Raw genomic sequence first — 12,728 nt, forward strand, 5'->3', positions numbered from 1 at the left:
ACAATAATTTAAATCAACATACAACACTAACAACCAAATCAGAATACTTTTCAAACAGCTCAAAAAACACAGTTCACTTAGTTATAAAAGGCGGTTTATCGGCTCCATAAATTATTTTTATGACAAGAATATGACAATACAGCTTGATAATCGCATAAAATTAATGCTATTCTTATTTACAACATCAAATCAGCAGCTAAAAGGAGCCTTAACATGTTCACACCTTCTCAAAAACAAGGGCTTATGATGATCGCAGTGGTTGTCGGATTAATGACGCTGCCAGTGATTTATTAAGCAAAAAAAATTCAAAAAAAAGGTGCCTTATCGGCACCTTTTTTGTTTTGTCCAGATTATACCCACCGGTTGTCTCCCCTGCCTGGTCAAGGCGTCAGGTCAATCCGGTGCCAGTGGATAGAATAGAACCAGATAGCCAGTGCCGTGACACCAACCACCAACAGGGCGGCCGCCGTCCAGACAAACCGGCCGCTACGCGGAGTCAGCTCTTTCTCGCAGGCATTGCAGGCTGCGATAAAGCCTTTCTTATCGTCGAGTTTGTACCCTTCTTCATGAACCGTTTTGTTACGGACCGAAGCAATAAAGCGTAGCTTGGGAATAATTTCATGGGGTAGGCGTTCTTCACAGCTAGTGATCAGCTGGTGCAAGCCTTTGCCCTCAGCATGGTAATGTTCACGCAGCAGGCTTTCGATCCGCCTTGAACGTGTTACCACTAACTCTATGTTTGCCATCGACTCTCTTTCCTTGCCTATTATTTCTACTAACTTACCTCGACTTTGCCTGAAAGCAAAGTACCGCGTTTCGCCTTGGCGGGGAATTCCCTGAGGGGATAACCGCTTCACTGAATGACATAGCCCTTGCCTGTAACCCAGCCATGATCACGCTTTTTGCCGCCGGGCATATTCAGCCCCTTCGAGTTGCACAATAATGAAACCCCGTTTTCTGCAACAAGGAAGTCCTGATGCCTATTACCATCCCCGTTATCATTATTGCCCTGCTGGCGGTTGCCCTCTATTGCTTTGTCCACGTCTACCGCAAACATACGCAGGGGGAAAATGCCCTGGAGCGGCAGATCGAGGTCGAAATCCTCGACAAACAGAGCACTCCGGTCATGGGAGCGCGCCCCGGGGAAGATGACGAAGAGTATTGGATTTATGTCCAGCCAACCAAGGGCGGTCCGAAACGAGAGTTTATGGTGGGTATCCACTATTACCATGCCCTAAACCCGGGGGATAAAGGGGTAATGACCTACCAGGGTGTCACCTTCCGCCATTTTGCGCTCACGCGCGACTAAACACGGTTTACATCAATAGCCAGGCGGCTTGCTAAGGAACCAACCAGGCCGTTTTCGGGCTCCTGGCCAGCAGCCAACTGGCAGCCAGGGCCAAGGCTGTGATAACCACAGTCCAAAGCGGGATCATCAATACCGGTGGCAGGAAGTACCAGCCGTAGGCCTTTACCGGCCATAAAAATATAGGGTGCAGCAAGTAAACCCCAAGGCTGTAGCGGCTCATGAAAGCCAGCCTATCGAGCCAGCCTTCGCTGATCTTGCCCGCCACATAGCGCCCCAGCGCAAAGACCATGGCAGCGATCAGGGCGGTATTGAGAGTTTTGTACGACATCCAACGGCCGACTTTGTACTCCCCGGCCGCAAAGCTGTTGCTAAGTACCATGGCATCGGTCAGTAACAAGGCTACGATACCCAGTGGCAGCAGCCACTTCAGGCTTGGCCAGTGCAACTGGTAAACACAGTAGCCCAACAGTAAGTACCCACTATAGAGCACCAGCTCATGGCTCCATGGGCCGTCAATTTTGAACAAGAACAAGGTTGTCAGGGCGAGCCATACCAGCGTCAGGGCCAGTGTCGCCTGCCTGTCATATTGCTGGACAAAATAGCGCAGGAAAGGAATGACAAAATACAGCGGGATAAAATAATAGAAAAAGCCGAGGTGGTAGTAGGTTTCGTGCACCGGCAGGGCCTTTAGCGTCCCGAGAGCCACGGCACCATCGAAACCTGCCGGTGATACCCCGGAGAGCCAAGCATAGAACACCGACCACACCAGGAAAGGCACCAATACCTTGCCGAGCCGGCGGCGGATATAATAGCCAAGTTCGAACGGGCGGGTATCGGTCAGCATCAGGGCGCCGGTGATCATAATAAAGACAGGCACTGCCCAGCGGCTAAAGCTATTGAAGGTCGTTGCGGTTATCCAGCCGCTGTCGGGCATGATACCGAACTGATCGCGGTATGGGCCAAGGACGTGGATCACCACCACGGCAACGGCTGCGACACAGCGCAGTACATCAAAAAAGCGAACCTTCTCCCTCACACCTTCCCCCTAACCGTCGATCCAAAAAAGGGTATCCCTCGTGGATACCCTTTTGAATATAGCAGGCGATTTTTATTAAGTAACTGAATAAGAATAGATTTACCGCATAAATCACCTAATGCTGACATTCAGCCCTGCAACCGCCAAACGCTGCTTATGGCTGCTGTCGCGTTGCCGCCAGCACAATTTCACGGATACACAAGTGTTGCGGCTGCTGGTAAGCGTAATTGATGGCATTGGCAATATCCTGCGGGGCAATCACTCCGCCCATACCGTCTTTCCACTCCTCGTAACCTGCTTTGATATCATCGCTAGTGGTATGGCTCAGCAGCTCGGTATCTACCGCACCAGGGGCAATGGTAATAAAGCGCACGTTGTCATCAGCGACTTCCTCGCGAATATTTTCGGTGATCGCATGCACGGCGAATTTGGTGCCACAGTAGGCTGCGTGGTTCGGGAACGTCTTGCGCCCGGCAATCGAACTGATATTGATCACCGTTCCTCCCTGGCGAGCTTTCATCTTGGCCAGAACCGCATGAATACCGTTAAGCAGCCCCATCACGTTGACATCGAACATGGTTTTCCACTCTGCCGGATCTTGCTCGTGGGCAAGGCCAAGCAGCATGACACCGGCATTGTTGACCAGGCAATCAACCGGGCCGTACTGGGCTTCTGCTTCCTCAATTGCTGCTGCGAACGCCGGGCCATCGGTAACATCCACCTGGCGGCACATCGTATTTGGCAGGCCCAGTGCAGTCAATCGGTCAACACGGCGTGCCAGCAACAGTAACGGGTGTCCCTGTGCAGATAGCGTTTTTGCCGTTGCTTCGCCAATACCAGAACTTGCACCAGTGATCACAACAAGAGACTTAGACATAGTTTCACCTTATATATAGAGAGAACATCACCTCGGGCTTTTGCCCGCCAGGTCCGTACCAGTGGCCACCAGCAGATGGGCGCTACTATATCGGCCTAATCCCTTAGTGAAAAATATCGATTACCTCTGTTTATCATAAATATTAGCTATGGATAGCCATACCAACTGAAATCCCGACGCTCAAAATGCTACAAGGTGGTTAATGAAATGCTATCACACAGGAATTTATAGGCGATAAATTATCCTTTTTGTGAGTTTTAGCACGCTATTTTCGGGCTGCGATTTCTAATTAATTGATATCCGGTTATTGAGCAAAGGTTAACAAACCGAAAATGGACAACTGATTTCATAAAAATCAACAATGACAACCGGAACAACCATCACGAAAACAGCATATAACCACCAAAAATTAACAAAAACCAGACAAAAAATGAGCAAATGACACATTTAGACACAATTATATCTTGTTTATGGCGTTAACAATGACGTAACCTTCCCCGCGACAAGAGATGTACCCATTGATGGGATTAAAACGATAAATGGAGGTCGTGATGCATTCATCTGCTTCACCGCAAACACAACAACAACCGAAGAAAACGCTATTTACCCGTTTTCTAGATACCGTCGAGTGGCTGGGTAACCTGCTACCACACCCAATTACTCTTTTTGCCCTTTTCTGTGTGGCTATCCTGGTCGCCTCTGGTATTGCTGGTTACTTCGGCGTGTCTGTCGTTGACCCGCGTCCGGAAGGTGCTGCCGGCCGAGCTGCCGACGGTATGATCCATGTGGTCAGCCTGTTCAATGCAGAGGGCCTACAAAAAATCGTTGCCAACCTGGTGACCAACTTCACTGGCTTTGCCCCGCTAGGTACCGTACTGGTTGCGATGCTGGGTGTGGCGATTGCCGAACACTCAGGCATGCTGTCTTCTGCTATGCGTGGCCTGGTCATGGGCGCTTCGCGCCGCATGGTGACCTTGGTCGTTGTCTTCGCAGGTATCATTTCTAACACCGCTTCTGAGCTAGGCTACGTGGTATTGGTACCACTAGCGGCGATGCTATTCCACTCGTTGGGCCGTCACCCGCTAGCAGGTCTTGCCGCAGCGTTTGCCGGTGTATCCGGTGGCTACAGTGCCAACCTACTGCTAGGTACCGTTGACCCGCTATTGTCAGGTATTACCCAGACAGCAGCACAAATGATCGACCCGAACTACGCAGTTGGCCCTGAGGTTAACTGGTACTTCATGTTCGCATCGACGTTTGCCATCACCATCATGGGTGCCTTCGTTACCGAAAAGATTGTTGAGCCTAAACTGGGTAAGTACAACCCAGAGGAAGCCAGCGAAGAGCTAGGTGGCGATAAACTTGGTAAGATCACCGATCTTGAGAAGAAAGGCCTGAAAATGGCTGGTCTTGCGGCACTAGTCGTTGCTGGCCTGCTGGCTCTGACTATCGTCCCTGAAAACGGTATCCTACGCCACCCTGACACAGGCTTGGTTGCAGGTTCACCGTTCCTGAAAGGTATCGTTGCCTTTATCTTCGTCTTTTTCGCTATCCCTGGCTTTGTCTACGGTAAAGTTGTCGGCACGATGAAGAACGACCGCGATGTTATCGATGCGATGTCAAAATCCATGTCTTCAATGGGTATGTACATCGTGCTGGTATTCTTCGCTGCCCAGTTCGTTGCCTTCTTCAGCTGGACCAACTTCGGTCAGGTCTTCGCGGTTGCCGGTGCAGACTTCCTACAGTCAATTGGCCTAACAGGTCCAGCACTGTTCTTCGCCTTCATCCTGATGTGTGGTTTTATCAACCTGATGCTAGGTTCAGCGTCGGCGCAGTGGGCTGTAACAGCACCAATCTTCGTTCCGATGCTGATGCTGGTTGGCTACGCGCCTGAAACCATCCAGGCGGCTTACCGTATCGGTGACTCCGTGACTAACATCATCACCCCGATGATGAGCTACTTCGGTATGATCCTGGCGGTTGCAACTCGCTATAAGAAAAACCTGGGTCTGGGTACGCTGATTTCAACCATGCTGCCATACTCACTCGTCTTCATCGTTGGTTGGAGCGTGATGTTCTACCTGTGGGTATTCGTATTCGGTATCCCAGTCGGCCCTGGCGCTGCTACTTACTACAGCGTAGGCTAATCCAACTCTCTGTTACCAAAGCCGGGCTTCTGCCCGGCTTTGTGTTTTTCCCTCCCCGCCCATTTAATTCCCTGAACGTATTCTTTGCTGTCCATTTTTTGCTATCCATTCTCTGTTATCATAGCCCCATCACTTGCCTGCAGAGTAATGCCATGGACCTCCGCCTGCTGCGCTTTTTTGTCGCGGTCTACGAAGAAAAAAACATTACCCTTGCTGCCGAGCGCTGCTTTGTCTCCCAGCCCTCGATCTCCAATGCCATCAAGCAATTGGAGGAGGAGCTCAGCACCACCTTGTTCGAGCGCCACAAGAAAGGGGTCAACCTGACCGACGAGGCCCATTACCTCTACCCGCTGGCCGTCCGCCTGCTGGGCGATGTCAACCGCCTGCCATCGCTATTCCAGCAGCGCACCGAGTGCCTGCCACTCAAACTGGGCAATTTCCCCGATCTGAGCCAGAGCGCGCTGGCCGAAGTATTCGGCTGCCTGCGTGAGCATATTCCTAGCTTACTATTAGAGCTGGTCGATCATGAGGCGCCTGCCGATGCGCGTCTGACCTTGGATATGTTCAAACAGGATGATGAGATCTTTCTGCCTCTATGGGAGGAGGACTACGTACTTTGCATGCTACCGTCCCACCCACTGGCCAAGCTGGACAAGGTCAAGCCCGAGCAGCTCCACCAGCATGACTTCATCGAGTGCCCGCCGTGCGAGGCCCACCAGCAGACTATCGGTCTGCTGGCCTGCGACGGTTTGGCGGTCAACCTCGTGGCCAAAGCCGAGCACAAAACCCAGGTGATGCACTTGGTCCAGGCGGGCCTTGGGATCTCCTTCCTGCCAACCGGGGTGCTGGAAACAGCCAGGGAGTTGGTTACCGTCCCGCTTGACGGGCCAAGGATGTTCCGCCGCCTTGGGCTATGCTACCCGGCCAACAAGACCCTCAACCCGGCCCTGAGCGAAACAGTGAAGGCACTTAGCCAGTTTGTGCGGCAGTGAAGTGGCGCGGTGGCGCTTGGAGGGTATATTTTGACGACCACTGCAAGGCTAACTGGTAGCTCTGGCCGATGCGCGGCGCATCGATCGCCAGCACCTCTCCCAAGCTATTGACCTCAGGCCATCGTGCCTGTTCGTAGGCGACGGTCAGCTCCAGCAACTGCCCCAACGGGCCTTTCTGGCTCAATAGGGCCTGGCGGATTTCTGCCTCTAGCGGCAACTGGGCCAACAACTCTTCCAAGGGCTGGTCAAGCAGGGCATCGAGCAATGATAGCAAGCCGGTCATGAAGGCGGGTTTGGTCTCAACATTCTGCCCGCAGGCCGAGGCGAGGATTTCGCACATCCGACCGCGCTGGAGCGACAAGGCATACAGCTCGTGAGGCTTGTCAAACGAAGCCTGCGCCGTGGCCACGGCACTGACAAACACCTTGAGCTTTTCCTCACCGAGATATAACAGCGCCTGCCTGAATTCACTAATCGGAACCTTGAGCCGGTCCACCGCCGTGTTGACGTAGCGAAGCAGCAGGTAGGACAGCGACAGATCCGATGCGACGATCTGCTCTACCCGTTCAAAGTCGACCTGATCCTGGCAAACTTCCTGCAGCAGGCGCAACGTCGATAGCCGCTCAGGTTTGAGGTTGCGGCTCTTGAGCAACTCGGGGCGGCTGAAATAGTAACCCTGGAAGAAATGAAACCCGGCGTTGTGGGCCTGGGTATAGTCAGTGTGGGTCTCGACTTTTTCGGCCAGGAACATCAGCTTCCTGCTGCGGTTCTGCTTGACGTATTCGCAGGCGGCATCGGTACCGATCTTGAGCAGGTCGAGCTTGATAATATGGACATAGGGCAAGAAGCGCTGCCAGCGGGGATCCATATTGAAATCATCGAGGGCAATCATATACCCCAACCGATTTAGATGGCGGATAGCCAGCAGTAACTCGTCATTGGGATCGCACGTTTCCAGCACCTCGATAACGACCTGCTTTTTCGGCAGCAGGGTTGGCAGCAGCCTGACCAAGCTCTGGTGGGGGAAGTTGATAAAACACCGCTTGCCCGGCTGTGCCATGCCGTCGCTATCGGCGATATAGCTATTGACCAGCAAGCGGCAAGTCGCCTTGTTTTCGTCGACACCGGCTGGAAAGGCATTGCTCTCACCCGCGCGAAACAACAGCTCATACCCTGCCGTCTTTTGATGGCGGTTGAAAATAGGCTGGCGTGCAACGTAGGAATACATAAATCTGAACGAGTCTCCACAACAGAGGGCAAATACCACAGGCCCTCAACGGCAGCCTAATGCAGGCTGCCCCATAATCAGGCTTTGGCGGTTGCCAGCAACGCCCCGCAGCCAATAAACATTGAACCGAACACCCGGTTCAGGGCTGCCATTATCCTTGCAGAGCGGATATAACCTGCCAACTGGGAAGCCAGTACCACATAGCCCAGCATCACCAAGGTATCGACAACAACCGTGGTGATCCCCAAAGCCAATAGCTGGGGTGCCTGCGGCTGGGCAGGATCAATAAACTGGGGGAACAAAGCCACCAGGAAAACCACGGTTTTAGGATTGGTCAAATTGACCAGCACCGCCTGGCGGCACAGCTGCCGGGCCGACACCTGCGGGCTCTCCCCGGCAATCAGGCATTGTCCCCGCTCTCGCCACTTTTGTACCCCAAGCCAGACCAAGTACCCGACCCCGGCCCATTTGATCACCGCAAATGCCGTCGCCGACTGGGCCAGCAGGGCGCCAAGGCCAACCCCCACCAGCACAATGTAAATTCCCAGGCCAATTTGCAGCCCGACAATCGAGGCCAGCGACTTGCGCCAGCCATAGGCCATCCCGTTGCTGATCGAGTTCACGGTACCCGACCCCGGTGCAATGCTAAACACGACCGCCGTCGCCAGGTAAGCCAACCAAATTTCAAGCGCCATAAGCCCATTTCCTTTTCTGCTATTCTAACAAACCATGCTGCTAGCCGCATAAAAACGCTACACGTTAACAGCTGTTCACGCCTTATGGCAACATATTGTATGGCATTGGGTTATACTTGCCCCAGATGCTGTTAACCGAGATGTTCAATGACTGTCCAGCCCCCACATTTTTTTGACCTATCCCAGGAAAACCGATTCGAGCAAACCATGGCCGGACCGGCAGCCGAACTGTGGCAGCAACGCCAAGAAGGCATGTTCGGAGGGGTCAACCGCACCAATATCGGCTGGGCTGCCTTCACCGGCAATAATCCGGACAAGGCCATTATTGTCGTCAATGGCCGGATCGAAAGCTACTGGAAATACCAGGAACTTTTTTATGACCTGACCCGCCAGGGCTACGATGTTTTCGCCCTCGACCACCGTGGGCAAGGGGTATCCGACCGCCTGGCCGACGACACCGAGCTTGGCCATGTAGGGCATTTCGATGACTACGTGTCGGATCTGGATACCTTTATCGAATCAGTGGTCAAGCCTAGGGGCTACCAGCAGTTATTTATGCTCGGCCATTCCATGGGCGGCACCATTACCAGCCTGTACCTGGCCCGCCATCCCGGCACGATTGAACGCGCCGTACTCAGCGCGCCGATGCACGGTATCAACATCAACAAATGGATGCGCCCAATTGCCTCCCCGCTCGCCCGGGTGATGGAACAACTGCAGCGCCAGCCAAGCTATGCCCCGGGGCAGGCTCCATACTACCCCAAGCCTTTCCACAACAACCCGCTGACCCAGAGCAAGGTTCGCTACCAATGGTTCCGCGATCTTTACGAACACAAGCCTGAGCTGAAGATAGGCGGCCCCAGCGCCCGCTGGGTATGGCAAGGGCTCGCTGCTGCCAAATGCTGCATCAGCGAGGCGGGCAATATCACGACCCCCGTCCTGCTGCTGCAAGCCAGCGAGGACACCATCATAGATAACGCGGCCCAACAGCAGTTCCACCAGGCTATGCAGCAGGCCAGCCGTGACTGCCAGTTCAAGGTCATCGAGGGCGCCCGCCACGAACTATTGTTCGAGGCCGATACCTTCCGTACCCCGGCTTTGGCCTCGACGCTCGAGCACTTCAGGAAAGCGGAAATACCCAACGCATAAATTAGCCTCTTTTCTATTGGGGGAACTGGTTTAAAATTGCCCTGTTTCCCCAATGCCACGGTATTGGGCCTCTGTTCCTACCGCGAGAGGTTTCATGTACAAAATTATTGCATCGGATCTGGACGGCACCCTGCTGACGCCAGACCATAAAATTGCCCCATTTACCAAAGATACCCTCAACCAGCTCCACCACCAGGGCAAAGATTTTATCTTTGCCACCGGTCGCCACCACGTAGATGTGGCAGGGCTGCGCGAGCAACTGGGGATCCCGGCTTACATGATCACCTCCAATGGCGCCCGGGTGCACAACTGCAAGAACGAAGTGATCTTCAAGCAGGATGTCCAGCCTGAGGTTATCTCCGGCATTATCGCCATGACCAAGCAGGATCCGGAGCTCTTGATCCATATCTACCGCAACGACGACTGGCTGTTAAACAAAGAAGACCCGACTTTGCGTGAATTCCACGACAGCTTCAGCTACCAGTTGTTTGACGTTGACAACCCGCCGCTCGAAGGCGTCGCCAAGATTTTCTTCACCCGCGACGACCGCGACCATGACAAACTGGTCGAGTGGGAAGACAAGATCAACGCCCAGTTCGGTGACAAGGCCAATGTGGCGTTCTCAACCCCTTGGTGCCTGGAAGTGATGGATGCTAATGTGTCCAAGGGCCATGCCCTGGAAGCCGTAGCCAAAGAGAAAGGCTACGCCCTGGCTGACTGCATTGCCTTCGGTGACGGGATGAATGATGTTGAGATGCTGACAATGGCCGGCAAGGGCCTGGTGATGGGCACCTCGCATGCCAAGGTCAAGGCTGCCCTGCCTGAGAATGAAGTGATCGGCTGCTGCAGTGATGAGGCGGTGGCACACTACCTGAGTGCCCTGCTGCTAAAGTAAAGCGGGTTGATAGATCGCACTGAAAATAGAAAAAGGAAGCCGCGGCTTCCTTTTTCTATTTTCCCACCACAGCTAGAACTGCCCGGTCATCTGCAGGATCTCCTGCCACTGCCCCTCGGTCACCGGCATAATGCTGAGGCGGTTGCCGCGCTTGACCAGCAGCATCTCAGCCAATGCCGGGTTAGCTTTCATCCGTTTCAATGACACCAGGCGCAAATGGCGACGGTACTCGATATCGACCATAATCCAACGCGGGTTATCCGGGTCCGATTTCGGGTCGAAGTAAGGCCCTTCGGGATCAAACTGGAAATGATCCGGATAGGCTTCGCGCACCACCTCGGCAATGCCGACCACACCGACATCCTTGCAAGAGGAGTGGTAAATCAGTACCTGATCCCCTAACTTTATGTCATCACGCATCATATTTCGTGCCTGATAGTTCCTGACACCTTCCCAGCAGGAAACTTTTTGCTGCTTGAGCGTGTCTATCGAAAAGGTGTCCGGCTCTGTCTTGAATAACCAATACGCCATTCTGATACTCTTTTTATTTATCTGGTATAACTGACTCTATACCCCAGCCTATCACAACGAGGGATCCCGATGATACGCCGACAACTTCCCCTAGCCCCCTTCGCTGCCGTGCTGTTGCTGGCAGGGTGTGCCAGTGACCCTTCTTCCGCCCCGACAGCGGAGGAAGAAGCGCTCACCACACCTGAGGTGACCACCAGCAGCGGCAAGGTGCAAGCCTTCATGCTGCGCGGCCAGGTGGTGATCGGCCACGAAAGCCGCAGCATCCAGCCGTGCGGCAGCAACCAGCAATACTGGCTCCACTTGCCGGCAGGTGACCTCCCGGCCGCCAACGCGGTCGCCCCGCGTGGCTACGACCCGATCTACGGGGAGTTTATCGGCTACCTTGAGCCTGCGCCGGAAGAAGGCTTTGCCGCCGATTACGATGCCCGCTTCAACGTCAGGCAAATCAACCTGCTGTCGGCTGAAATGGGCCAGGGTTGCCAGCAGCCTCCGCGCACCACCCGGGCCTTCGGCAACGAGCCCGGCTGGAGTATCGATGTGGCAGGGGACACTGTTTCCCTCAACCGGATCAGCTACCCGACCCAGCAGCAAACCATTACCCGCCGTGATATCCGCGCCGGCCAGCAGGTATACACTGGGCGTGATTTTACCCTGACCATGACCCTGGCCCAGTGCAACGACACCATGAGCGATGCGCTCTATGGCTGGCAGTCGACCCTCACCTGGCAAGGCATCGAATACACCGGCTGCGCCACCCTCGGGGCAACCGACGTCACCCAGCACTGGGTCGGCAGCTACCAGGGCCACAGCGACCTGGGCGCAACGGTACTGACGACCACACTGAACCTGCTGCCTGACCACTCGGCGGTGACCGAGTACAGCTACAGCGACGGCCAACCGGGCCTGAAAGAGAAAGGCTTCTGGCAGCAGGCTGGCGACGGCAAGGTGAAGGTCACCATGGCACAATACCAGGGCCGCAGGCTGATCAGCGAAAGGCTGTTTACCCGCGAGGATGGCCAGCTCACCACCCGGCAGGAAGTCATCAACGGAGAAACTTACGAATTAGGTGAAAGCGGCCTGACGCTGGACAAACTCAGCCCGGTGCAAGACTAGGCAAAGGTTGCCCTGCGGAACGAAACCCCTCCCTTTCCGGCCTGGGTTATGCCACACTGCATGGCATAACCCACAGGCCAGTACCCAAGCACCATGACCACCCCCTGCCCGCGCTGCGGCTTCCAGCACAACTGTATCTGCCATGCCGAGCCTACCCTTGGCTGCCCGCATGTCTTTGTCCTACTCACCCACCCTAGGGAAATGGGCAAGGACACCAATACCGGCCTGCTGATGGAGCGCAGCCTGCCACATTGCCTGCGCCAGGTATGGGATCGGGTCAATCCTCCCCAGGCGCTGCTGGAAATGCTGGCCGACCCGCAATACCAGCCTTGGCTTCTGTTCCCCGGTGATGACGCCGTCCCGGCCATGCCCTACAAAGCCAATGGCGGCAAAACGCCGCTGTTCATCCTGCTCGATGCCACCTGGCAGGAAGCGCGCAAGATGATCCGGCGCAGCCCTTGGCTGGCTTCCCTGCCCCGGCTTGAATTAACACCAGGCACTGATTCGTCCTACGCCCTGCGGCGTAACCAGCAGCCGGGCAACCTGTGCACCTGCGAGGCAGGGATAGCCCTCCTTGAAACAGCAGGTTACCCCCAGGATGCTCAGCAGCTGCAAGGCTACTTCAACCTTTTTATGGATGTGTTCAAGGCCGAAAAAAGCGGCCACAAAAAATAACAGGCTACAATACCAGCTCACAGTCAGGTAAAGTCTTCTATACTGAAACCGACTGACTAGTCGGTTTTATAGAGAGGGAGA

General features: G+C 54.4%; 14 protein-coding genes. 7 read left to right on the top strand and 7 right to left on the bottom strand.

The window, feature by feature from the left end; translation table 11 throughout:
* Positions 1-380: 380 nt before the first annotated feature.
* Positions 381-746, bottom strand: coding sequence for a DUF4145 domain-containing protein (locus ACXAGQ_RS07015; RefSeq protein WP_107298915.1), 366 nt, complete (start codon positions 744-746; stop codon positions 381-383).
* Positions 747-976: 230 nt separating this feature from the next.
* Between ACXAGQ_RS07015 and ACXAGQ_RS07020 the strand changes: the two genes are divergently transcribed.
* Positions 977-1,309, top strand: coding sequence for a DUF2500 domain-containing protein (locus ACXAGQ_RS07020; RefSeq protein WP_475252814.1), 333 nt, complete (start codon positions 977-979; stop codon positions 1,307-1,309).
* A gap of 31 nt (positions 1,310-1,340) precedes the next feature.
* Here the strand turns inward: ACXAGQ_RS07020 and ACXAGQ_RS07025 are convergent, their stop codons facing one another.
* Both ACXAGQ_RS07025 and ACXAGQ_RS07030 read right to left on the bottom strand, forming a co-directional pair.
* Positions 1,341-2,345, bottom strand: a complete 1,005-nt coding sequence (locus ACXAGQ_RS07025) for an acyltransferase (protein ID WP_475252816.1) — start codon at positions 2,343-2,345, stop codon at positions 1,341-1,343.
* A gap of 154 nt (positions 2,346-2,499) precedes the next feature.
* On the bottom strand, positions 2,500-3,222 hold the full coding sequence (locus tag ACXAGQ_RS07030) for an SDR family oxidoreductase (RefSeq protein ID WP_475252818.1): 723 nt from the start codon (positions 3,220-3,222) through the stop codon (positions 2,500-2,502).
* Positions 3,223-3,773: 551 nt separating this feature from the next.
* On the opposite strand from ACXAGQ_RS07030, the gene ACXAGQ_RS07035 reads away from it, so the two are divergent.
* The gene (locus tag ACXAGQ_RS07035) at positions 3,774-5,369 is read left to right on the top strand and encodes an AbgT family transporter (protein WP_475252820.1); all 1,596 of its coding nucleotides are present in this window, start codon (positions 3,774-3,776) and stop codon (positions 5,367-5,369) included.
* A gap of 152 nt (positions 5,370-5,521) precedes the next feature.
* The gene (locus tag ACXAGQ_RS07040) at positions 5,522-6,361 is read left to right on the top strand and encodes a LysR family transcriptional regulator (RefSeq protein ID WP_475252822.1); all 840 of its coding nucleotides are present in this window, start codon (positions 5,522-5,524) and stop codon (positions 6,359-6,361) included.
* Here the strand turns inward: ACXAGQ_RS07040 and ACXAGQ_RS07045 are convergent.
* Both ACXAGQ_RS07045 and rhtB read right to left on the bottom strand, forming a co-directional pair.
* Entirely contained in the window at positions 6,339-7,589 is a 1,251-nt protein-coding gene (locus ACXAGQ_RS07045; protein ID WP_475252824.1) for an EAL and HDOD domain-containing protein, read from the bottom strand. The two genes, ACXAGQ_RS07040 and ACXAGQ_RS07045, sit on opposite strands and share 23 nt — an antisense overlap.
* Positions 7,590-7,666: 77 nt before the next feature.
* Positions 7,667-8,284, bottom strand: coding sequence for a homoserine/homoserine lactone efflux protein (rhtB, locus tag ACXAGQ_RS07050; RefSeq protein WP_475252826.1), 618 nt, complete (start codon positions 8,282-8,284; stop codon positions 7,667-7,669).
* Between the two features lie 207 nt (positions 8,285-8,491).
* Here rhtB and ACXAGQ_RS07055 point away from each other — a divergent pair, with 207 nt between their 5' ends.
* Together ACXAGQ_RS07055 and ACXAGQ_RS07060 are read left to right on the top strand one after the other, a co-directional pair.
* On the top strand, positions 8,492-9,433 hold the full coding sequence (locus ACXAGQ_RS07055; RefSeq protein ID WP_475252828.1) for an alpha/beta fold hydrolase: 942 nt from the start codon (positions 8,492-8,494) through the stop codon (positions 9,431-9,433).
* Between the two features lie 94 nt (positions 9,434-9,527).
* On the top strand, positions 9,528-10,328 hold the full coding sequence (locus ACXAGQ_RS07060; protein WP_475252830.1) for a Cof-type HAD-IIB family hydrolase: 801 nt from the start codon (positions 9,528-9,530) through the stop codon (positions 10,326-10,328).
* Positions 10,329-10,400: 72 nt separating this feature from the next.
* On the opposite strand, the gene ACXAGQ_RS07065 is transcribed toward ACXAGQ_RS07060, so the two are convergent.
* Positions 10,401-10,859: an EVE domain-containing protein gene (locus tag ACXAGQ_RS07065; RefSeq protein ID WP_475252832.1), complete on the bottom strand. Its 459-nt coding sequence runs from the start codon at positions 10,857-10,859 to the stop codon at positions 10,401-10,403.
* Positions 10,860-10,928: 69 nt separating this feature from the next.
* Here ACXAGQ_RS07065 and ACXAGQ_RS07070 point away from each other — a divergent pair, with 69 nt between their 5' ends.
* Positions 10,929-11,972 (top strand): COG3650 family protein, encoded by a 1,044-nt coding sequence (locus ACXAGQ_RS07070; RefSeq protein ID WP_475252834.1) that lies wholly within the window; start codon positions 10,929-10,931, stop codon positions 11,970-11,972.
* Here the strand turns inward: ACXAGQ_RS07070 and ACXAGQ_RS07075 are convergent.
* Positions 11,922-12,143: a hypothetical protein gene (locus ACXAGQ_RS07075; RefSeq protein ID WP_475254768.1), complete on the bottom strand. Its 222-nt coding sequence runs from the start codon at positions 12,141-12,143 to the stop codon at positions 11,922-11,924. The genes ACXAGQ_RS07070 and ACXAGQ_RS07075 overlap by 51 nt on opposite strands.
* Between ACXAGQ_RS07075 and ACXAGQ_RS07080 the strand changes: the two genes are divergently transcribed.
* Positions 12,066-12,647: a tRNA-uridine aminocarboxypropyltransferase gene (locus tag ACXAGQ_RS07080; protein ID WP_475252836.1), complete on the top strand. Its 582-nt coding sequence runs from the start codon at positions 12,066-12,068 to the stop codon at positions 12,645-12,647. The genes ACXAGQ_RS07075 and ACXAGQ_RS07080 overlap by 78 nt on opposite strands.
* Positions 12,648-12,728 lie beyond the last annotated feature (81 nt).

Source organism: Photobacterium sp. ABD4_091, from assembly GCF_056160145.1.